This window comes from Arthrobacter sp. 01N442 (genome assembly GCF_056399345.1).
In genome coordinates, this window is record NZ_JBFTRD010000004.1 from 784,662 (window position 1) to 805,118 (window position 20,457).

The 20,457-nt window shown below is 68.9% G+C and carries 18 protein-coding genes and 1 pseudogene; 8 read left to right on the forward strand and 11 right to left on the reverse strand.

Annotated elements, in window-relative coordinates; translation table 11 throughout:
• Positions 1-9 precede the first annotated feature (9 nt).
• The 6 genes from proC to topA form a co-directional block, all read right to left on the reverse strand.
• Entirely contained in the window at positions 10-843 is an 834-nt protein-coding gene (proC, locus tag AC1DNC_RS11080) for a pyrroline-5-carboxylate reductase (RefSeq protein ID WP_476862585.1), read from the reverse strand.
• A gap of 269 nt (positions 844-1,112) precedes the next feature.
• Positions 1,113-1,454 (reverse strand): YciI family protein, encoded by a 342-nt coding sequence (locus AC1DNC_RS11085; RefSeq protein WP_476862586.1) that lies wholly within the window; start codon positions 1,452-1,454, stop codon positions 1,113-1,115.
• A 98-nt stretch (positions 1,455-1,552) separates the two neighbouring features.
• The gene (locus AC1DNC_RS11090) at positions 1,553-2,572 is read right to left on the reverse strand and encodes a Ppx/GppA phosphatase family protein (protein ID WP_476862587.1); all 1,020 of its coding nucleotides are present in this window, start codon (positions 2,570-2,572) and stop codon (positions 1,553-1,555) included.
• A gap of 84 nt (positions 2,573-2,656) precedes the next feature.
• Positions 2,657-3,103, reverse strand: coding sequence for an SseB family protein (locus tag AC1DNC_RS11095; protein ID WP_476862588.1), 447 nt, complete (start codon positions 3,101-3,103; stop codon positions 2,657-2,659).
• 130 nt (positions 3,104-3,233) lie between these two features.
• Entirely contained in the window at positions 3,234-4,259 is a 1,026-nt protein-coding gene (locus tag AC1DNC_RS11100; protein WP_476862589.1) for a type IV toxin-antitoxin system AbiEi family antitoxin domain-containing protein, read from the reverse strand.
• Positions 4,260-4,400: 141 nt separating this feature from the next.
• Positions 4,401-7,139, reverse strand: coding sequence for a type I DNA topoisomerase (gene topA / locus AC1DNC_RS11105; RefSeq protein WP_476862590.1), 2,739 nt, complete (start codon positions 7,137-7,139; stop codon positions 4,401-4,403).
• Between the two features lie 250 nt (positions 7,140-7,389).
• Here topA and AC1DNC_RS11110 point away from each other — a divergent pair, with 250 nt between their 5' ends.
• Together AC1DNC_RS11110 and AC1DNC_RS11115 are read left to right on the forward strand one after the other, a co-directional pair.
• Positions 7,390-9,942: a molybdopterin oxidoreductase family protein gene (locus tag AC1DNC_RS11110; protein ID WP_476862591.1), complete on the forward strand. Its 2,553-nt coding sequence runs from the start codon at positions 7,390-7,392 to the stop codon at positions 9,940-9,942.
• Positions 9,939-10,400 (forward strand): ferritin family protein, encoded by a 462-nt coding sequence (locus tag AC1DNC_RS11115; RefSeq protein ID WP_476862592.1) that lies wholly within the window; start codon positions 9,939-9,941, stop codon positions 10,398-10,400. Before AC1DNC_RS11110 ends, AC1DNC_RS11115 begins: the two co-directional genes overlap by 4 nt.
• Here the strand turns inward: AC1DNC_RS11115 and AC1DNC_RS11120 are convergent.
• Entirely contained in the window at positions 10,397-10,786 is a 390-nt protein-coding gene (locus AC1DNC_RS11120) for a low affinity iron permease family protein (RefSeq protein WP_476862593.1), read from the reverse strand. The two genes, AC1DNC_RS11115 and AC1DNC_RS11120, sit on opposite strands and share 4 nt — an antisense overlap.
• A 116-nt stretch (positions 10,787-10,902) precedes the next feature.
• Positions 10,903-11,565: an ArsR/SmtB family transcription factor gene (locus AC1DNC_RS11125; protein ID WP_476862594.1), complete on the reverse strand. Its 663-nt coding sequence runs from the start codon at positions 11,563-11,565 to the stop codon at positions 10,903-10,905.
• Positions 11,566-11,750: 185 nt separating this feature from the next.
• Here AC1DNC_RS11125 and AC1DNC_RS11130 point away from each other — a divergent pair.
• Positions 11,751-12,896, forward strand: a pseudogene (locus AC1DNC_RS11130) (MFS transporter); the annotation flags it as partial.
• Between the two features lie 60 nt (positions 12,897-12,956).
• Here AC1DNC_RS11130 and AC1DNC_RS11135 read toward each other — a convergent pair.
• Together AC1DNC_RS11135 and AC1DNC_RS11140 are read right to left on the reverse strand one after the other, a co-directional pair.
• Entirely contained in the window at positions 12,957-14,597 is a 1,641-nt protein-coding gene (locus AC1DNC_RS11135; RefSeq protein ID WP_476862595.1) for a DUF7059 domain-containing protein, read from the reverse strand.
• Between the two features lie 91 nt (positions 14,598-14,688).
• Positions 14,689-15,441: a MerR family transcriptional regulator gene (locus AC1DNC_RS11140; protein ID WP_476862596.1), complete on the reverse strand. Its 753-nt coding sequence runs from the start codon at positions 15,439-15,441 to the stop codon at positions 14,689-14,691.
• Between the two features lie 290 nt (positions 15,442-15,731).
• Between AC1DNC_RS11140 and srmL the strand changes: the two genes are divergently transcribed.
• The 4 genes from srmL to AC1DNC_RS11160 all read left to right on the forward strand — a co-directional run bounded on the left by srmL (position 15,732) and on the right by AC1DNC_RS11160 (position 18,586).
• Positions 15,732-16,889: a PheS-related mystery ligase SrmL gene (gene srmL, locus AC1DNC_RS11145; protein ID WP_476862597.1), complete on the forward strand. Its 1,158-nt coding sequence runs from the start codon at positions 15,732-15,734 to the stop codon at positions 16,887-16,889.
• 52 nt (positions 16,890-16,941) lie between these two features.
• Complete coding sequence (locus AC1DNC_RS11150) at positions 16,942-17,397, forward strand: hypothetical protein (RefSeq protein ID WP_476862598.1); 456 nt, start codon at positions 16,942-16,944, stop codon at positions 17,395-17,397.
• 40 nt (positions 17,398-17,437) lie between these two features.
• Positions 17,438-17,980, forward strand: a complete 543-nt coding sequence (locus AC1DNC_RS11155; protein WP_476862599.1) for a hypothetical protein — start codon at positions 17,438-17,440, stop codon at positions 17,978-17,980.
• Between the two features lie 63 nt (positions 17,981-18,043).
• Positions 18,044-18,586, forward strand: a complete 543-nt coding sequence (locus AC1DNC_RS11160) for a DUF6023 family protein (RefSeq protein ID WP_476862600.1) — start codon at positions 18,044-18,046, stop codon at positions 18,584-18,586.
• Positions 18,587-18,652: 66 nt separating this feature from the next.
• Here the strand turns inward: AC1DNC_RS11160 and trhO are convergent, their stop codons facing one another.
• Positions 18,653-19,546, reverse strand: a complete 894-nt coding sequence (trhO, locus tag AC1DNC_RS11165; RefSeq protein ID WP_476862601.1) for an oxygen-dependent tRNA uridine(34) hydroxylase TrhO — start codon at positions 19,544-19,546, stop codon at positions 18,653-18,655.
• A gap of 163 nt (positions 19,547-19,709) precedes the next feature.
• Between trhO and AC1DNC_RS11170 the strand changes: the two genes are divergently transcribed.
• Positions 19,710-20,402 (forward strand): GNAT family N-acetyltransferase, encoded by a 693-nt coding sequence (locus tag AC1DNC_RS11170; protein WP_476862602.1) that lies wholly within the window; start codon positions 19,710-19,712, stop codon positions 20,400-20,402.
• Positions 20,403-20,457: the final 55 nt, after the last annotated feature.

Genomic DNA, 20,457 nt, shown 5'->3' on the forward strand with positions numbered 1-20,457 from the left:
GCGTTCCGGTCAGCCGAGCTGCTTGGTGATTTCGGCCGCGCGCTCGGCGGCGGCCCGGGCGCCGTCGGCGATGATCGCCGGGAGTCCGCGCTCGTCAAAGGTGGCGATCGCCCGCTCCGTGGTGCCGTTCGGGCTGGTCACCGCCTTGCGCAGGGCGGCGGGGTCGGCGCCCGGCTCGGCCAGCATCAGCCCGGCACCAGCAACCGTTTCGCGAGCCAGCAGCAGCGAAAGCTCGGCATCCAGGCCCAGCTCGGCGCCCGCCGCCGCCATTGCCTCGGCCAGGTAGAAGGCGTAGGCCGGGCCGGAACCGCTGATGGCGGACAGCGCGTCCACCTGTTCCTCGGGGATCTCGACGACGGTGCCGACGGCGGCGAAGATGTCCTTCGCCTGCTGCAGTTGCTCCGCCGAGCAGTGCTTCCCGGCGGAGACGGAGACGACGCCGCGGCCCAGCCGTGCAGGCGTGTTCGGCATAGCGCGGATCACCGGCTGTCCGGCCGGAAGCGCCGCTTCCAGCTGCTCCAACGACACCGCCGCGGCGACGCTGACCACGATGGTCTCCGGCGAGAGCGAACCGCTGATCTCCCGGGCCAGATCGGCGATGCCCACCGGCTTGACGCCCAGCACCACGACGGCGGCGCCGGTGGCGGCCTGGGTGTTGTTCTCCGGTTCTTCTTCGCCGGCGATGGCCGTGATGCCGTGGTGCCGCTCGGCCAGTTCGGCCGCCCGCTCGGCGCGGCGCACCGTGGCGACGATGTCCGCGGGGTCCGTGCCGCCCGCGATCATGCCGCCCATGATTGCCTCGTTCATTGACCCACAGCCCAGGAATGCGATTCGGTTGCTCATTCCCCCATCATTGCAGTCCCGCCCGATTCACAGCCAGCTCACATCCTCAGCGCAGCTTGCTCACAAACTCGAAGATTAGCGTAGGTACTACCTCATTGAGGGTGCGAGTGATGATAGGCAGTCATGCGGATGTCTGCCCGGCACCGGTGGGCTGCAGCGGGTTTCCCCCATTTTCCCGTAGCAGACCGCCGGTGCCTTCGTCGTTTAACGTTGTTCCGCCTGTCTCGTCCCGTCGAGTGCTGGACTCCGGGCTAGTGCCAGGTTCCGGGCTAATGCTGGATTGGCCGCACTTCGATGGGAAGCGTGGTGGCGCGGGCCATCTTCCCCGCCCAGTCCAGGGCGGCGTCGAGGTCGGGCGCGTCAATCACCGTGAATCCGCCCAGGTGCTCCTTCGCCTCGGCAAAGGGGCCGTCCGTGATGAGCATCCCGGCCCCGTCCTGCCGCACGACCGTGGCCGTGTCCGTGGGGTGGAGTCCCGCGGCGAAGACCCACGCTCCGGCGGCCTTCATTTCACGGTTCAGGGCCTCGAGGTCCCGCATGATGGGCTCCAGGACCTCCGGGGCCGGAGCCGGTCCGACGGGCTGGTAAACGCTGAGCAGGTACTGTGCCATGATGCGGTCCTCCTTGACGATTGGGCCGGCGGATTACCGGCCTTCACCCTTAAGACGAACGGCGCGCCTCCGGATCGACACCTGGGCTCTCGCGCCCGTTACGTTTCGTCCGGGCCCTCGGGGTCGGGGAGCTGCGGCACGGCGGGCTCGTCGGCCTGGGCAACATGCGGCGCGGGCTGCAGCGGCCCCTCGAAGACCAGCTGGTCCAGCCGGCGGAGGATCAGCCCTTCACGGAGGGCCCAGGGGCAGATTTCCAGGCTGGGAAACTCGAACATTTCGAGGGCCGCTTCCGCCACCAGCGCCCCGGCCAGAAGCTGGTGGGCGCGGGCTTCGGAGACGCCCGGAAGGTTCAGCCGGTCCTCCACCTCCATGGCCGAGATGCGTTGCGCCCACAGGCCAAGGTCCGTGGCGAACAATTCCCGCTTGACGTAGGGCCCGGCGCCGCTGGGGGCCGCGCCGGCGATGCGGGCGAGCGAGCGGAAAGTCTTGGAGGTGCCGGCCACGTGGTTGGCCTTGCCCAGCTTCTCGAAGTCCCGCACCACCGGCTTCAAGGTGGTCCGGATGTGACGGCGCAGTTCCTTGACGCTCTTGGCCGACGGCGGGTCCTCCTGCAGCCAGTCGCGGGTGAGCCGGCTGGCGCCGAGCGGGACCGACGTCGCCAGTTCGGGCAGTTCGTCCTCCCCGTAGGCCATTTCGAAGGAACCGCCGCCGATGTCCAGGTTCAGCATGGGGCCCGCTCCCCAGCCGTACCAGCGGCGGACGGCGAAGAACGTCATGGAGGCCTCTTCGCTGCCGGAAAGCTCGCGGAGGGTCACGGTGGTCTCGTCCTTGACCCGGGCCAGGACGGCCGAGCCGTTGGTGGCCTCACGGATCGCGGAGGTGCAGAACGCCAGCAGGTCCTCGGCCTTGTGCTTGGCCGCGAACTCCCAGGCTTCGAGGACGAACTCGATCAGCTCATGCTGGCCGGAGTCGTTGATGTTGCCGTCCGCATCGAGGAACTGCACCAGGGAGAGCGGGCGCTTATGCGAGGCGAACGGAACCGGGCGCGCGCCAGGGTGGGCATCCACGAGGAGGAGGTGGACAGTGTTGGACCCGATATCGAGGACGCCTAGCCGCATGCTGCCATTATTCTCCCCGGAGGGACTCTGCCCTAACCGGGCGCCCGGCGGGGCGTCGTGCAGAGTCCGCCCGGCGTGGAGGCCTTAGGCCTGGCTGTCGTCCTCCGCGTCCGGTTCCTGCTCGGCCGGCTTGAAGTCGCGGCGGATGTTGGCCACGCCCTCCGGATCGATTTCAAAGCCGTAGACGGCGCCGGGGTTGATGACCATGCCCAGCTGGTCGCCGAGGTTGCCGATGATGGCCGAGCCCTGGGTGCCGAGCACGTTAGGGGCCGCCGCGAGGTACTGTTCGGCGACGCGGCTCGGGTGCGAGAAGACGGCCAGCACGGGCTCGCCGGCGGAGTTGGCGAGGACCAGCGGCTCCACCTGGGAATCCGGGCCTTCGAGCGTGTCGGAGCTGACGATGTAGACCTCGTTGTTGAGGAAGGACAGGATGACATCCACCGGGTTGGCGTCCGGCTGCTCCCCCCGGGCGAGCTTCTCTTCGAGGTCGTTGAGCGGCTGGAGGTCCATGGGTGCTGGCTGTTCAGTCATGTTCCTACTCGATCACGTTGAGCCGTGGTCCGCAATTCCTTCTTGGGCGCCCGGCCGGGTCGCGGGTTCCGTTCCGGCTCGCGGTACGGACACCGCGAGCCCGGCTCAAGCCCGCAAGCAGACGGCCATCTCAACCAGCCAGCAACCGGAGCAGCCTAGCCTTCAGCTCCTGCTCGCGGAACAGGTCCCGCCATTCGAGCCGGATGAACTTCCAGCCCAGCTCCATGAGTGCTTTCTCCCGGCGCCGCTCGGCAAAAATGGCCTCGGCAGTGGGCTGATAGTCGAAGTATTTCCGGCGGCCGTCGAACTCCCCCGCCACCCGCTGCTCCGGCCATGCGAAGTCCAGCCGGTGTGTCCCCAGCCTCGTCCGGACCTCGAACTGGAGCTCCGGGGCAGGGATCCTCAGCCGCCTGAACAGGTCGCGGGAGAGGGTTTCGCCGGGTGACTCGGAGCGCGGATCCGCATGCGCGAGCACCTTCTTCAGCGTCGCGACACCGGGTGCGCCGCGGAGCCGGGCGCACTCCAGTTCCAGCGCGTCCCGGCTGGCACCGATGCGTAGGGCATGGTCCACCAGGATCAGTCCCTGCGAGTAGTTGAGCACCAGGCAGCTGTCCGCGGCCGTTCGAACCAGCGAGGTCACCCGGTGCCCTGCCACGTGCAGGATGTCGGCGGGAGCCAGCGCCCGGGTGTGGGCCTTCACGTCGCCCGCGTGGCCACCGGAGGACGGGAGGAACGGCACCGTGAGGTGGATCGTATCGTCTACTTGCCAAAGAAAGAGCCCGTGGAGCCTGGCGGCTGTGGTGTGGCTGAACACGTAAGTGCCCGTTGAGCTCGTCAGGCAGCGGTGGGCGTAGGCCTCGATCCGGCAGAGCGAGGCACCGTTCGCATCGAGCGTCACCCAGAAGGAGCGTCGGACGTAGCAGCCGCGGCGCAGCTTGAAGATGGCGCCGCTTCCTGTCAGCTGCCGGATTTGCCGTGCGGACAGGCCTCGGTCCAGCAGTTCCTCGGTGCGCCACAGCTTGGCGCTACCGGACAACGTCGTGTCCAGGACTGCTGCCGAGGGGTGCCGGGCCGTCGTCGCGGGCTGGACCGGCTCCGCGGAAGCGGCCCAGAGGGCGGCGAGGGGGTCCTCAGGCTGGGCGGTGGCGTATTCCATGCCGCCAGCCTGCCTCCGCCGCCACGGACGCGACAGCCCCGTGCAGCAGTTATGTGGACAACGACTCGCGGGTTCCGTCCGCCGTCGGCGTCTTCTGACGTCGAACAGGGAAGGAACCCGCGAGCTGGAGCGAAATGCCGCCTATTTCTTGGCGGTGGCCTTCCGGGCCGGGGCCTTGCGGGCCGCGGGCTTGCGCTTGACCGGGCCCTTGGCGCGCTTCTCGGCGAGGAGTTCGACGGCCTGTTCCCGGGTGAGCTCCTCGATGGAGGTGCTGCGCGGCACGGTGATGTTGGTGACGCCGTCGGTGATGTACGGGCCGAAACGGCCTTCCTTCACCACGATGTTCTTCTCCGACACCGGATCCGGACCGAACTCCGCCAGCGGCGGCACGGCGGCACGGGCGCCGCGCTGCTTCGGCTGCGAGTAGATCTCCAGGGCCTGTTCCAGCGTGATCGTGAAGATTTCCTCTTCCGAGCCGATCGAGCGGGAATCCGTGCCCTTCTTTAGGTACGGGCCGAAGCGGCCGTTCTGCACCGTGATGGGGTTGCCCTCGGCGTCCTGGCCGAGCACCCGCGGCAGGCTCATGAGCTGCAGGGCATCGTCCAGGGTCACGGTGTCCACGCTCATGGAGGCGAACAGCGACCCGGTGCGCGGCTTGGCCTTGACCGGCTTTTTCGGCGGCTTCGGCTTTCCGTTCTTGTAGTACTCCACCGGCTGGTTGGCGAGCTGCTCCTCGGTCATCTCGGGGATGACCTCGGTGACGTAGGCGCCGTAGCGGCCGTTCTTGGCGACGACGGTGTGCCCGGTGTGCGGGTCCGTGCCGAGCACGCGCTCCTCCGGGGCGGCGGTCTCCATGAGCTCGACTGCCTTGGCTGCGGTGAGCTCGTCCGGAGCCAGGTCCTCGGGGACGTTGGCGCGAGCGGACTCGATGACCTCGCCTGTCTTCGGGTCCACGGTGGGCACCGAGCTTTCCAGGTACGGGCCGAACTTGCCCACGCGCAGGGTGATGCCGTCGGTGATCGGGATGGAGTTGATTTCGCGCGCGTCGATCTCGCCCAGGTTGTTTACGATGCTCAGCAGCCCGGGCTCGGAGTCCTCGCCGAAGTAGAAGTGCTTGAGCCAGGCCGGTCCGGCTTCCTGGCCGTTGGCGATCTTGTCCAGGTCGGCTTCCATATCGGCCGTGAAGTCGTAGTCCACGTAGTCGTGGAAGTGCTGCTCGAGCAGACGGATCACGGAGAAGGCGATCCAGCTCGGCACCAGCGCGGAGCCTTGCTTCCGGACGTAGCCGCGGTCCTGGATGGTGGAGATGGTGGAGGCGTAGGTCGACGGACGGCCGATGCCCTTCTTTTCCAGTTCCGCGGTCAGCGACGCTTCGGTGTAACGCGGCGGCGGGGAGGTTTCGTGCCCGACGGCGACAATCTCCGAGGCGGTCAGGGCGTCGTCCTTGGCCACGTTGGGCAGGCGGCGCGCTTCGTCGGAGTCCTCGTCGCCGCGGCTCTCGTCCTTGCCTTCCTCGTACGCTGCGAGGAAGCCCGGGAAGGTGATGACCGTGCCGGAGGCGGAGAACTCGGCGTCCCGGCCCGCGGCCGCGCCGCCAACGGTGACCGCACCGAGGCGGATGGTCGCGGTGGAGCCCTTGGCGTCGGCCATCTGGGAGGCGACGGTGCGCTTCCAGATCAGCTCGTAGAGACGGAACTCGTCGCCGGAGAGCTGCTTGGCGACCTGCGCGGGGGTGCGGAAGGAGTCGCCGGCGGGGCGGATGGCCTCGTGGGCTTCCTGCGCGTTGGCTGCCTTGCCGCTGTAAACGCGCGGAGACTGAGGGACGTACTCGGGACCGTACAGCTCGGATGCCTGGCGCCGCGCGGCGGTGATGGCCTCGTTGCTCAGCGCATTCGAGTCGGTACGCATATAGGTGATGTAGCCGTTTTCGTAGAGCCGCTGCGCCACCTGCATGGTGCTCTTCGAGGAGAAGCGCAGCTTGCGGCCGGCCTCCTGCTGCAGCGTGGAGGTGGTGAACGGCGCCGCGGGACGGCGGGTGTACGGCTTGGTGTCGACGGAGCGGACACGGAAGTCCGCGTCCTGCAGGCCGGCGGCGAGGGCGCCGGCGAGTTCCTGGTCCAGGTGGACGACGTTGCGCGAGGTGAGCTCGCCGTCGTCGTTGAAGTCACGGCCGCTGGCGACCTTGGAGCCGTCCACGGCGGCCAGTTTCGCCTTGAAAGAGCCGGAGTCCGCACCGAACTGGCCGGTCAGGTCCCAGTACGACGCCGACTTGAAGGCCATGCGCTCGCGTTCCCGGTCAACCACCATGCGGGTCACCACGGACTGCACGCGGCCGGCGGACAGGCCGCGGGCCACCTTGCGCCACAGCACCGGGGAAATCTCGTAGCCGTAGAGGCGGTCCAGCACACGGCGGGTTTCCTGCGCGTCGACGAGGTCCTGGTCCACATCGCGGAGGTTGTCCATCGCGCGGTGGATGGCTTCCTTGGTGATTTCACCGAAGGTCATCCGGTACACGGGGACCTTGGGCTTGAGGACTTCCAGCAGGTGCCACGCGATGGCCTCGCCCTCGCGGTCCCCATCGGTTGCGAGATAGAGCGCGTCGGCGCCCTTGAGCTGGGCCTTGAGTTCGGCGACCTTCTTCTTCTTGTCCGGAGACACAACGTAGTACGGCTTGAAGTCGTGTTCGATATCGACGGCGAACTTGCCCAGCGGCGTTTTCTTCAGCTCGGCGGGGAGCTCGGACGGCTGCGGCAGGTCGCGGATGTGACCGATGGAGGCCTCAACGATGAAACCTTCGCCCAGGTACTTGGCGATGGTCTTGCTCTTGGCCGGAGACTCCACAATCACGAGTTTCTTGCCGGTGGGGGCCTTGCTTGGCACGGTGCTCCTACAGAAAAAGGTTGCTCGGGCAGATGCGCCCATACCCGCCTAGTTCACCATATTTTGCCGATTCCCGCGCATCCGGCCCCGCAATCGCCCCTTTTACGGCGGCCCGCATCAGGTCCAACCCGGGGCGGCTGCTCCGTGGGGCGGGGGCCTATACCTCGGCGCCGGATGCTGATAAAGCTTGACCCGGGCAACTGTTTGTTTTCCGCGGCCGGGCGCCGTGGAAGGAAAGAGGAGAGCAACCATGGTCGATCGCATTGCCGAAATCTGGGGCACCAGGACCCCGTACCCGAGGGACGGGCTGTGGCCGGTCCGGGTTGACCAGGCCCTCGGCGAGGGCGTCGCACCGGACGACGTCGACCGCTGGGTCCAGTCCGCCTGCGTCCTCTGCAGCAACGGCTGCGCCTGCGACATCGCGGTCAAGGACGGCGCGATGGTCGGCATCCGGGGCCGCGCCGGGGACCTGGTGAACCACGGCCGCCTCGGCCCGAAGGGCCTGTTCGCCAGCTGGCAGGGCGTTTCGCACAAGGACCGGTTGCAGCGTCCGATGATCCGGGAAAACGGCCGGCTGGTCGAATGCGACTGGGACACGGCGATGAACCGGATCACCGAGCGGAGCCGCCAGCTGCTGAAGGACAGGGGGCCGCTTAGCCACGGCTTCTACACCAGCGGACAGCTCTTCCTGGAGGAGTACTACGCCCTGGCCGTGATCGGGAAGGCGGGCATCGGCACCCCGCACATGGACGGCAATACGCGCTTGTGCACCGCGACGGCGGCTGCGTCGCTCAAGGAGACTTTCGGCGCCGACGGCCAGCCGGGGTCGTACACGGATATCGACAGCTGCGACGCGATTTTCCTCTACGGCCACAACATGGCGGAAACCCAGACCGTGCTGTGGTCGCGGGTGCTGGACCGCATCGCCGGCCCGGACCGGCCCAAGGTGGTCTGCGTCGACCCGCGCGACACCGAGGTGGCCCGCCACGCGGACGTGCACCTGGCGGTCCGTCCGGGCACCAACCTGGCGCTGATGAACGCCCTCGTCCACGAGATCCTGGCCCACGGCTGGGTGGATGAGGACTACGTCAACGCGCACACGGTGGGCTTCGAAGAGCTCAAGGCCACCGTGCAGCCCTGGAACGCGGAGGCCGCCGCAGCAATCTGCGACGTCAGCGCGGCGGACATCCGGGAAGCCGCCCGCATCTTCGGAACTTCCGGACGCGTGCTCTCCACCGTGCTGCAGGGCTTCTACCAGTCCGCGCAGGCCACCGCCGCCTCCTGCCAGGTCAACAACCTGCACCTGCTCCGCGGCCTGCTGGGCCGGCCCGGGTGCGGGATCCTCCAGATGAACGGGCAGCCGACCGCGCAAAACAACCGAGAGTGCGGGGCGGACGGCGACCTCCCCGGCTTCCGGAACTGGGAGAACCCCGACCACGTCCAGGAACTCGTCGAACTGTGGGACGTGGACCCGCTCACCATCCCGCACTGGGCCCCGCCGACGCACGCGATGCAGATTTTCCGCTACGCCGAGCAGGGCTCCATCGAGTTCCTCTGGATCTCGGCCACCAACCCTGCCGTTTCGATGCCCCAGCTGCCCAGGATCCGCGAGATCCTGGCCAAGCCCGAGCTGTTCCTCGTGGTGCAGGACCTGTACTTGACGGAAACCGCGCAGGCCGCCGACGTCGTGCTGCCCGCGGCGGGCTGGGGCGAGAAAACCGGCACCTTCACCAACGTCAACCGGACTGTCCACCTTTCGGACAAGGCCGTGGAGCCGCCCGGGGATGCGCGCAGCGACCTGGACATCTTCCTCGACTATGCCCGGCGGATGGAGTTCACCACCCGGCAGGGCAAACCGCTGCTGACGTGGGAGGGCCCCGAGGATGCGTTCAATGCGTGGCGGGAGTGTACGCGCGGACGTCCCTGCGACTACACCGGAATCAGCTACGAGCGGCTCCGGGGCGGCAGCGGCATTCCGTGGCCCTGCAACGAGGAGAACCCGGACGGACGCGACCGGCTGTACACGGACGGCTTCTTTCCTACCGACCCGGACTACTGCGAGAGCTACGGCCACGACCTGTTGACCGGAGCCACGGTGGGCGCCGAGGCCTTCCGGGCAACCGTCCCGGCCGGCCGCGCCGTGCTGAAGACGGCGGATTATTCCCCGCCGCACGAGGAGCCCGACGGCCAATACCCGCTGCGGTACACCACCGGCCGCACGGCCTACCACTTCCACACCCGGACCAAGACAGGCCGGTCCCGGCAGCTCAACCAAGCGGCACCTCGGGCCTGGGTGGAACTGGGCGCGCACGACGCCGCGCGGCTGGGCATCCGGGAGGGTGACCTGGTCCGGGTGGAGTCGCGGCGCGGCAGGATCGAAGTCCCAGCCCGGATCAGCGACATCCGCGCCGGGACCGTGTTCGCGCCCTTCCATTACGGCTACTGGGACGCGGACGGTACGTCGGGGGAGCACCCGACGGCCGCCAACGAGCTCACGCTCACCGAATGGGACCCGGTCTCGAAGCAGCCGGTCTTCAAGAACGCGGCCGTTCGGGTGGAGAAGATCGGTGACGCTGAGGGGCCCGCGCCGGCCCCGACGACGACGGCCTCGCGCCCGTCCGCCGCGGCCGAAGGCGCGGGCACGCAGCAGCCGCAGCCGACCACGGGAGGCGGCGAAGCTGACGCCACGGAAGACGTCGATGCCGCCCCACCGACCCGCTTTCCGGAGGCAGTCAGGCCCGATCCGGGCAGTGACCGTCCGGGGGGCGTCAGCGCAGGGAGCAACCAGGAGGGACGGCCATGAACCTGAGCATTTACCTGGGCATGCTGCACCAGGCCGAGAAGACGCTGGCGGAATCGTTCCGCCAGGTCGCGGCCGGCCACGGGGACGAGCCCGATGTGCACTTCCTGTGCCACACCCTGGCGCAGCAGTGCGAGGAGCACAGCCGCCTGCTGCACCCGATCGTCCAGCGCTACGGCGAAGACCCTTCGGATGCCGAACCGGAGCGCCTCCACGCCGAGGGGCTGTCCGGCACGAGGCAGGGCCCGGTGGGGCTACTGCGGGACCTGCAGGACCTGTACCTGCTGGCGAGCCTGGTCGACGTCACCTGGACCATGGTCAAGCAGGCCGGATCGGCCCTCCGCGACCATGAACTCCTGGAGGTCGTGTCCCGGTGCGACGGTGAGACCTCGGTGCAGCTGCGCTGGCTGCAGACCCGGATGAAACAGGCGGCGCCGCAGGCCCTGGTGGCCGCGAGCTAGCTCTGATCTTCCGAGCCGGCTGCGCGCTCGATCCGCTCCCGCTGGCGCTCGATTTCCTTCTCGCCTTCGTTTTCTGCGTCGTAGAGTTTCGCATTGCTGACCTTGAGCTCCAGCATCAGCGCATCCAGCTTCAGGTGCAGGGCGGCGGTGTCCCGGTTCTGGGTGTTCTGAATGATGAACACCATCAGGAAGGTGACGATGGTGGTGCCGGTGTTAATGACCAGCTGCCAGGTATCCGAAAACTGCAGGAGGGGGCCGGTACAGGCCCAGACCACCAGCACGGCGACCGCAGCGCTGAAGACCCAGGCGTGGCCAAGAACCCTGGCCGTCGCTGTAGTGAACCGCGTGAATACATCCGGACGGTTGTCCGTCTTGGTTTCAGCCATGATCCGCACGCTTTCCCTCGATGATCCGCTGCCGCCTGGCCGGACGGGCCGCGGGACTGCCGGAGCCTCGCAGTCCATCCAGTTTGGCACCGGAGGGCGGGTTTTGGCGGTTCCGCCTAGGAGGGCTGGGCGGCAGTTCCCCGGTCATCGGGAATCATCGACCACATGGTGGCCATCCGGACGGCCCCCTCGGGTACCCGGTCCGGGTCTTCAAGCTCGTAGTCCTTGAGCAGCTCGAAGAGCCTGTCATTGAGCTCCGCGGCCTGGGCCGGCGTCAGGTGAAGCAGGTTGCTGGCCAGCACCACGGCTGAGGTGCCGTCCACGGCTTCGCCGCGCTGGCGCCGCTCGTCCCTGGCCTTGGCGTAGGCGTTGACGCGCCGGCGGTACGCGTCCAGCTCCAGGTCCAGGACGGCAAATTCCGGGCTGGCCACTCCCCCGCCCGAATTGATGGTGAAGTCTGTGCCGGCCGCCTTCCAGCGGCGCTCCCGGGCGTCGCCGGCGGTCGCAGCAGGTACCACAATGCCCCACTTTTGCAGGGCCCGCAGGTGGTAGCTCATGGCGCTCGGGGTGAGGCCGGTCTGCGCGGCCAGCTCCGTGGCCGTCCGGCTGACCTGGGTGGAATACAGCTCGGAAATGACCTCGAGCCGCGCGGCGTGGGCCAGGGCCCGGATCGCCTTCGGGTCAGTGATCTCGACCTTTTTCTCCGGGCGCGGCCTGCGCTTGGCGGCCGGAGCGGCGGTCTCAGCGGACAGCTCCGCCTTCGGGGTTTCTGCATTCACGTTCCTAGTCTACCGACGACCGCCAAACTATGAAAGGAATGCTTGACACCACCTTCCCGGCGGGATACTTTGCACTTATGAAACAGATACTTCATAAAGAGCGGGTCGCCGCCGGCGGGCCCTCACTCTGGGGCAACCGCGACTTCCTGCTCGCCAGCAGCTCCAGGTTCCTGGCGACGGCCGGCATGGGCGCCGTCGTCGTCAGCGTGATGCTGCACCTGCAGAACGTCGCCGCCGCCGGAACGACGCCGGCTGCCGGGCCCTGGCTCGTGGCGGCCTACCTGTTGTGCTCGGCGTTGCCGCTGGTGCTGCTGGCCCCCTGGGCGGGCCGGCTCGCCGACACGCGTGATTCCCGCACGCTCGCGACGGCGTCGTCCGTGCTCAGCGCCGTGGCCGTAGCCGGCATGGGGCTGGGCCTGCAGTACGTGGACAACCACATCCCGGTGCTGTTCGCCATGACGTTCCTCCTCGACACCGCACAGGCGGTGGCGGGGCCGACCTGGCAGGCCTTGCTGCCAAGGATCGTCGGAGAGGAGCGCACCCCGAGGGCGCTGGGCACCATGCAGGCCACCATCATGATCGCCGGAATGGCGGGGCCGGCGGCGGGCGGGCTGCTCAGCGGTTGGGGCGGCTCGGGGCTGGTGTTCGCCGTGGCGAGCGGCTGCTATCTGGCGATGGGGGTGGGCGCGCTGCTGATCCGCACCCGCCGCGGTACCGCGGCCGAGCTGGCCGGCCGGGAGGCGCCGGCCCTGCTGGATGGCCTGCGGCTGATCCGGCGGGACAGCCTTGTGTGGGCTCTGGTCCTGGGGGCCTTGTTCTTCATTCTCGTCGGCGAGGCCACCAACGTGTTGGAGGTCTTCCTGGCCCGCGGCGAACTCGGCGCATCCGAGACCGAGTACGGGTTGCTGGCCGCGGCGTTCGGGCTCGGCATGGCGGCGGGTGCGGCCGTGGCGGGCCGGATCAAGACGCCGCAAGCCCGGCTTCGGGTGCTGCTCGCCTCAATGGTTCTGACCTCGGCCTTCCTGGGCGTGATGGGGCTGGTTCCCGGCGTGGGGCTGCTGTTCCTGGCCTACACGGCGATGGGCACGGCCTGCGGTGCACTGAACGCCTGCTTCGGCGCGATCGCGATCCTGCGCATTCCGGAGAGCGGGCGCGGGCAGGCCATGGCCATCATCGGCGGCATGACCCGCGCCGTGTCCATTGCCGCCTTGGCCATCGGCGGCCTGCTCGGCGCGGTGCTGCCGATCCGGCTGAGCTTCCTCCTCACCGGCGCGGGCGGCGTGCTGGTGGCCCTGGCCGTGACCGCCTACGTGCTGCCCAGGTTCGGGCACGAGGGTGCGCCCGCCGCGGCGACGCCGGCCGCGGCGCAGGCGCCGGCCCTGCCCGCGGAATCAGTCGCTGGCGGGGAGCAGGAAACCGTCGCGCACCAGGTTGCCGACCTCGTCCAGGAGCCCTTGCCGGAAGGCCGCACTGTCGTACCCCTCGAAGCCGCCCAGCAGGGCGTCAAGGGCGCCGATGATCTGCCCGACGGAGAGTTCGCCGTCGCACGCTGAAACGAAGCCGGCCAGCTCGGTGCTGAGCAAATTGGTGCGGCGCAGGCCGGCGCCCTGGCGCAGCAGGATCACGCCGGGGTGTTCGGCGCCGGGGCGCTGGTGCCTTTCCTCGGTGACGTCGTCGGCCACCACCAGGTGCGCGGATTCCAGTTCGTGCGCGGCCAGCCAGTCGGCGCGCTCGACGGCGGCGCCCAGGTGCGGACCCACCGGCTGTTCGATCGGGTAGCCGATCTCCTCGAAGCGGGAGATCACCGGCCGGGCGCCGGCCGCGGGGCGCCGCAGCCAGATCATTCCGAAGCCGATGCCTTCCACGTTCCGCGCGGCGAAGTCGTCCAGATACGCGGCGTACGACTCCTGGTAGAGCCGCCGGTCGCGCGCTTCGGAGGCGTCCTGCAGCCAAGTCTCGGCGTACTGTTCCGGGCTGACCTGTTCGCGCTGGATGAACCAGACGTCCGCGTCCGGGCTGGCCCAGCTCCGCGGCCGGTCGTCCCACGCTGTGCCCGCCGGGATCTCCCAGTTGCCCAGCAGCTGGGCGGTGCCGCCGGGGGCGAGGACCGAAGGGAGGTCCCGGACGAGTGCGGCCACGATCTCATCGCCCGGGAGGCCGCCGTCGCGGTAGGTGAACTGGTCCGCGGCGGTTTCCCCGGCGCCGCGCGGGGTGATGACAAAGGGCGGATTGGAGACCACCAGTTCGAATTCCTGGCCCGCCACCGGATCCAGCAACGAGCCCAGCCGCAAGCTCACCCGGCTTTCCAAGTCGGCGGGGTCCAGTTGCAGCGCCGCCGCGTTGAGCATCAGGTTGAAGCGGGTGAAGGCCAGGGCACGTTCCGAGATGTCGGTAGCCGTGACGTGCTCGGCATGGTGCAGGAGGTGGAAGGTCTGGATGCCGCAGCCGGTGCCGAGGTCCAGGGCGCGGGACACATGCCGGCGGGCCGTTACCTGCACCAGGGTGGTGGACGCCTGCCCGATCCCCAGCACATGGTCGTGGCGCAGCACGCCCGGCCGCTGGTGGGCGGCCAGGTCGCTTGCCACCCAGAGCTCGGCCCCGCCGCTGCTGACGGTGTCTTCCCCGGAGCTCCCCTCCCAGCCGTACGGGCGCAGGTCCACCTTCGCCTGCACCCGGCCGTCCCCCGATGCCTCCACCAGGCCCAGCTGCAGCAGTCCTTCGGTGCGGATGCCCGGCAGGGCAGCGTCGAGCGTTCCGGTCGACTGCGGTTCGGCCAGCAGCCACAGGCGGACGACGGCGGCGAGCGCCGCCGTCGTCCCGTCCTGGGCAGCCTGCTCGGTGACGATCAGGGCCGGAATGAGCTGGTCCCGGGCCAGGGCCGCGTGGGCGGCCTGCCCAAGCAGCTCCGCGACACCGTCGACCGTATAGCCGATGCGGCGCAGATCCGCGGCGAGCGCCGGTAGCAGATCCGGGAGATCGCTGCGGGGGGCGTCGGGGGTGTTGCCGGCCGTGAAAAGCGTAGAAGGAGTCACCGGACAAGTTTAGGCGCGGCGCCTTCCGTGCTGTGGTTTCCCGCCCAGCTCCACGCGGCCCCGGCTATGTCGCCGTCCCTGCGCTGCGGCGTTAGAGGTGCTTGTCCGCGTAAGCCTGCAGTGCGTCCCGCACGAATGCCGCCCCGGCGGGGCCGCTGTAGTTGGCGGCGAAGCGCGGATCCGCAACGTACATCTCGCCCAGGCCGGACAGGTATTGCTTTACGTTCCCGCCGGCCGCGGGGGTTCCCGGGATCCCGGCGAGCCATTCGACGTGGCGCCGGGCGAGGTCCTGCGCTTCCGGGCCGTCCGGGGCGACGCCGGACTCCGCCGCCGTAACCCACTCCTGGCTTAGCCGCGTGGACCGCTCTTTCCATGCGTCCTTTTCGGCAGCACCCATCCCGCACCACCAGGCGTCGCCCTGCGCGTATGCGTCCTTGCCCCAGCGCTCTTGCACCTCGCCCTTGTACTGGGTGTGGTCGAAGCCGTCGAACATTTTCTCTGCCATGAGTTCCCTCCCTGCCTTGATTTCCCTGAGTGTGTGCTGGACCGAGGCGATCTGCCGCGCCAGCCTGTCCTGCTCCTGGCGCAGCCATTCGAGGTGGCCGGCCAGCGGGGGTTCGGCCTCCTGCTCCTGGTCGAGGACCTCGGCAATGGCCGGCAAGCCCAGGCCCAGGTCCCGCAGCAGCAGGATGCGTTGCAGTCGCAGCAGTGCGGCCTGGTCGTAGTACCGGTAGCCGTTGTCCCCGACCCGGCTGGGTTTGAGCAGCCCGACGGCGTCGTAGTGGCGCAGCGTCCGGCTCGTGGTTCCCGCGATCTTCGCGACCTGTTGAACCGACCAGTCCATGGTTCTCCCTCCCGCCGCCATGGGTTCCTGGCCGCTATGCCGAGCCTAAAGCTTGACGCTGCGTCAAGGTCAAGAGGTCTTCCAACCGGCCGGCCGCGGCCTTTTGGTCGGCCGTGCCCTGACATACGATGGACCTATGCGCATGCAGCAGCGATTTATCAGCCCTCGGCCGCCTATCGGCCGCACGGGCTTCTTGACGCGCGCCTAGCTGTGGCCGCCGGGGTCCGTCCGGCGCAGCGGCTGAGGGTGATTTCCCCTCCCCGCCCCTGGAACCCAAGGACCCCCACACCATGAAGACTTACCTTTCTTTGCCCGAGTTAAATTCCGCCCTCGCCGTACGTGATCTCTCCGATCCCGCCGCCGGACCGCACGCCGTCCAGTTGATGCTGGCGGAGGTGGTCGGCGGGGTGCAGCGGGTCTGGGATATCCCGGCCGTGACGCACCGCCACAGCCCCTTGGTGGCCACCGCCGACAATTACGACCGCCTGGGTTACTCCGCTGACGACGTCACCCGCGACTCGCGCTATTCCCGTCACGTCAGCCCCACCGTGATGCTGCGCAGCCACGCCTCGGCCGGCGTCCCCGCGCTGCTGGACACGCTCCGCGGCGAGCTGGGGCACTATGACCGGCTGCATGTGCTGCCGGGCTTGGTCTACCGGCGCGACGCGGTGGACCGCACCCATGTGGGCGCGCCGCACCAGGTCGATCTGTGGCGGCTCAAGGCCCGGGGCCTGCTCGGCCCCGGGGAACTGCACGCGATGATGGCCGCAGTGGTGGAGGCTGTCCTCCCGGCCGCGCAGAATCCGGACGTTCAGTGGCGGGCGACACCGTCGGAGCACAGCTACACGGCGCTGGGGCAGCAGCTCGATGTGCTGCTCACCTTGCCCGACGGCAGCCGGGAATGGCTTGAGCTGGCCGAATGCGGGCTCGTGGCGGCGCGGGTCCTGCGCGGCTCCGGGCTGGATCCCCGCCGCTGGGCCGGGCTTGCTCTGGGCCTGGGCCTGGACCGGGCGCTGATGCTGCGTAAGGGGATCCGCGACATCAGGCTCCTGCGCTCGGAGCGTCCGGAGATCCAGGCGCAGCTGCAGGACCTGGAGCCGTACCGGCCGGTGTCGGCCATGCCGGAGGTGCGCCGGGATCTGTCGCTGGTGCTTGGCAGCGCGGATGACGTCGACGGCGAGTTGCTCGGGGACCTCGCCCGGAGCGCGATCGGCGCTGATGCCGAGGTCTTGGCGTCGCTGGAGATCCGGTCGGTGACGCCGGCGGCGGCGCTCCCGGCGGCCGCCGTCGAGCGGCTCCAGCTGGGCCCGGACCAGGTGAACGTCCTCGTCCGGCTGGTTCTGCAACCGCTGGCGAAGACGCTGACGGATGCGGAGGCGAACCGGCTGCGGGACCGGGTGTATCTGGCACTGCACCGGGGACGGGTGCTCGAGCTGATCGCCAGCTAGGGGTCCGGGGCCCGGTTCAGGAAGGCGCGGTCCCAACGGGTAAGTTGGAGGCATGCTTTATGCTCCGCCGCTGCCGTCCCGCTCCCGCGTCGTCCGTCGCCTCCTCGCCGCTGCGGCCGGCGCCGCCGTCGTGGTTGGTGTCTCGGCGTGCGCACCCGGGGGCTCCATCGAATCCGCTGACGTGAACGCCTGGAAAGCCACCGCCCTGCCGTCGGCCAGCGGCGTCGTGCTGGCCGACGCCGGCAAGATCCTGAACCGTGACCCGGTCGCGAAGGACGCCAGGGTCGCGGCCGGCAGCTACACGCTGACCATGACGTGCGACGGCGGCGGCAAGGAGTTCTTCGAGGTCACCCTCGACGGGAACCACCTCACGGAGGCCGGGGCCGCCTGCAACGGCAGCCGGGAAACCGCCAGGATCAAGGTGCCCTCCGCCGGCACGCTGAAGATCAGCGCCTCGAGCGTGGACGCCCCGCTCATCTTTGCCTACCAGTTGGTGGCCGCGGCCTGACCTGACTTGCGCCGGGCGTCGCTGCCACTAGGCTCGGGGCATGATTGCTGCTGGGGGTAAGCAAAGGGCCCGTGCCTGGGCGCCGCTGTTCGCGTTGGTGCTGGCGGCAGGGCTGGCCGGCTGTGAGGTCGCGGACGACGTCGGCGTGCCGGGTCCCGACGCGGCTCCCTCCGCAAGGTCGGCCGCACCCCGGCCGCCGGTGCCAACCCAGGATGCGGAGCTGGCCGCCCAGACTGCCAAGAGCATGACGGAAGTTCAGCGGCTCCTCGGGGGCCCGTCCAAAAACGAACTGATGTCGGCCTTCACCGGGGTCGGCTTCCGCCAGACCACGCCGCGCACGGCCGGCGGCCCGTATACCGTGCGGATCGCCTGCGCCGGAACACCGAGCGTACGCCTGACGGTGACACAGCCCGACCGCCGGGACGGGACGAGACTGACGCGCAGCGTCACGTGCGGGCGGCCCGTCGAGGCTGTAGTGAAGCTGGGTTCGGGGCCGACCACGGTGCAAATCGCCCCGAATACAACCGAACCCGATCCGGCAGCCGCGGTGGGGTTCCGGCTGGAGCGCCGCCCGTCCGCATAGGGCCGCAATCGCCAGGCCTGCGGTGCTCTGGCCCGCCGTCGCGGCCGGGCATACAGTCGGAGTATGCCCTCCGCGCAGGCGACCCTGCCGCTGCGGTCGCGCGGCGTGCTCACCGCCGTCGTGCTGGCCGTTGCACTGGCGTGCAGTTCGTGGCTGGCCGCTTGCGAGTACAGCTACGACGACGGTCGTTCCGCCGGGGAGGCTTCGTCGCAAGCGACCACGTTCACGGACGCGGCCCTCCCCCAGGACCCCGCCATGAACCGGCCGGTGATGGGGGCGGAACTCAAACACTGGGTGGGGGAAGCGATACCGGATGCCCAGGGCCAGGTCTTCCATACGGGCTATGGGCTGCTCGACGCCGGCGCGACGCGGACTGAGACCACCACGCAATTGCCGAGCGGAACCTACGCCCTGACGCTGGTCTGCCGCAGTACCCGGCGGGTGTCATTCACCGTCCGGGACAAGGAGAGCGTTCTGGTGGATTTGAGCCTGCGGTGCGGCACCTCGCGGGTAAACGTGGTGCAGCTCGGCGCGGACACGTTGCTGAAGGTTCGGATCGAATCCCAGGCGCCGGCGAACTTCGCGTACCGCGTGAGCAGGATCTGAGCGCCGCCCGTTAGTGGCGGCGGGGCGTGGCCTCAGGCGGGGCGTGACCTCAGGCGGGGCGTGACCTCAGGCGGCGCAGCCGTCCGGGCACCGCAGGGTGGCCGGGTCCGAGGCGCAATCCGCGCAGTACAGCGTCAGGGTGCGGCAGCTCGGGTTGGAGCAGTTCTCGAACTTGCTCGTGGGGGCGGCGCAGCGGACGCACTGGCCGATGGTCTTGGCATCCTCGCTGAACTCCAGGTGCATTCGCTTGTCGAACACGTACAGCGAGCCTTCCCAGAGCCCCTGGTCCTTGAAGGCCTCGCCGTAGCGGACGATGCCGCCGTCGAGCTGGTAGACCTCTTTGAAGCCCCGGTTGACCATCAGGCTGGAGAGGACCTCGCAGCGGATGCCGCCGGTGCAGTAGGTGACCACCGGCTTGTCCTTGAGCGCGTCATACTTGCCGGACTCGAGTTCCTTGATGAAGTCGTGGGTGGTCGCGACGTCGGGAACGACCGCGTCCTTGAATTTCCCGATCTGCGCTTCAAAGCCGTTTCGTCCGTCGAAGAAGACGACGTCTTCCCCGGCCTGCTTCTTGGTCTCCACGAGCCGGTGCAGTTCCTCGGGTGCCAGGTGCGGTCCGCCGCCGACGACGCCGTTTTCGTCCACCTTGAGCTCGCCCGGCGCGCCGAAGGAGACAATCTCGTCGCGCACCTTGACGCTCAAGCGGGGGAAGTCCGCCGCACCGCCGTCGGACCACTTCACGTCGATGCCGCGGAAGCCCTTGTATTCCCGGGTGGTCTTCACGTACTGCTTGACGGCGCCGATTTCGCCGCCGACGGTCGCGTTGATGCCGTCCTTGGAGATGATGATCCGCCCGGTCAGCCCGAGTTTCTCGCAGAGGGCGCGCTGCCAGAGCCGGACCGCCTCCGGGTCCGCGATCGGGGTAAAGCCGTAAAAGAGCACAATTCGATTCAAAGCCACGTATTTAAGCGTACTGGGCGGGGCAAAACCCGGGGGCGGGTTCCGGCGCTTAGGCGGCGGCGCAGGCGCGGGGGGCGCCCTTCACTGTCACAATTGCGTAAGCAACGGCCCTCACCGAACCCGGCCCCTGTTGCTTGTGGCGGGGCTGGAATACGCTCATCTCATGAGTCTTGAAGCCATGGTTGACGACACCACCCACCTCCTTGAGGTCTGGGTTGCCGGGTGGGCCGGTTGCCGGGGTTATGAGACGCGCACGGAGGGCCGCTTCCCCGCGGCGCTCAGGGCTGACACGACCCACGAATGGGAATACTTCGCCCATGACCCCTCGGAATCCGAGTTCGAGGCGCTGGCGGCCAAGACCGCCGAAGTCCCGGCCCGCATCCTGACGATCCTCACCAACGATGTGCCGCGCTACACGGCCCTGGCCCAGCAGAACGGGCTGAACGTCACGTCCGCCACCCAGACCATGATGATCGTGGACATGGAAACCCAGGACGCCGAGGACCCCTGGCTTCCGGACGACGACCTGCGCTGGGTGCCCTCCACGGCGGGCGGAGTCCACCACGCCGTGGTCTACGCCGGCGAAGAGGTGGCCGCCAGCGGGCGGGTGTTCGTCGCGGGCCACACCGCTGTCTTCGACAAGATCGTTACCGAACCCGGGTTCCAGCGGCGCGGACTCGGCAGCTTCATCATGCGGGCCCTGGCCGCGCAGGCGTTCGAACACGACGTCGAGAGCGGGCTCCTGCTGGCCTCCCTCGACGGCCAGCAGCTCTACTCGCATCTTGGCTGGACCACGGTGTGCCATGTGTTGATGCTCTCCGCCTCAGACGAGGGTGCCGACCTGTCCGTGGGGTGAGCCGGGTCCCGGCGTCGATGCCTGCCCCGGGCGATTTGAGCCCGGGTGAAACAAT

Coding starts and splice junctions, on each gene's coding strand:
- AC1DNC_RS11170 (WP_476862602.1), top strand. CDS start 19,710: ATGAGTCTTGAAGCCATGGTTGACGACACCACCCACCTCCTTGAGGTC.
- AC1DNC_RS11155 (WP_476862599.1), top strand. CDS start 17,438: ATGATTGCTGCTGGGGGTAAGCAAAGGGCCCGTGCCTGGGCGCCGCTG.
- AC1DNC_RS11100 (WP_476862589.1), bottom strand. CDS start 4,259: ATGGAATACGCCACCGCCCAGCCTGAGGACCCCCTCGCCGCCCTCTGG.
- srmL (WP_476862597.1), top strand. CDS start 15,732: ATGAAGACTTACCTTTCTTTGCCCGAGTTAAATTCCGCCCTCGCCGTA.
- AC1DNC_RS11095 (WP_476862588.1), bottom strand. CDS start 3,103: ATGACTGAACAGCCAGCACCCATGGACCTCCAGCCGCTCAACGACCTC.
- AC1DNC_RS11140 (WP_476862596.1), bottom strand. CDS start 15,441: ATGGACTGGTCGGTTCAACAGGTCGCGAAGATCGCGGGAACCACGAGC.
- proC (WP_476862585.1), bottom strand. CDS start 843: ATGAGCAACCGAATCGCATTCCTGGGCTGTGGGTCAATGAACGAGGCA.
- AC1DNC_RS11090 (WP_476862587.1), bottom strand. CDS start 2,572: ATGCGGCTAGGCGTCCTCGATATCGGGTCCAACACTGTCCACCTCCTC.
- AC1DNC_RS11160 (WP_476862600.1), top strand. CDS start 18,044: ATGCCCTCCGCGCAGGCGACCCTGCCGCTGCGGTCGCGCGGCGTGCTC.
- AC1DNC_RS11115 (WP_476862592.1), top strand. CDS start 9,939: ATGAACCTGAGCATTTACCTGGGCATGCTGCACCAGGCCGAGAAGACG.
- AC1DNC_RS11150 (WP_476862598.1), top strand. CDS start 16,942: ATGCTTTATGCTCCGCCGCTGCCGTCCCGCTCCCGCGTCGTCCGTCGC.
- AC1DNC_RS11120 (WP_476862593.1), bottom strand. CDS start 10,786: ATGGCTGAAACCAAGACGGACAACCGTCCGGATGTATTCACGCGGTTC.
- AC1DNC_RS11085 (WP_476862586.1), bottom strand. CDS start 1,454: ATGGCACAGTACCTGCTCAGCGTTTACCAGCCCGTCGGACCGGCTCCG.
- AC1DNC_RS11110 (WP_476862591.1), top strand. CDS start 7,390: ATGGTCGATCGCATTGCCGAAATCTGGGGCACCAGGACCCCGTACCCG.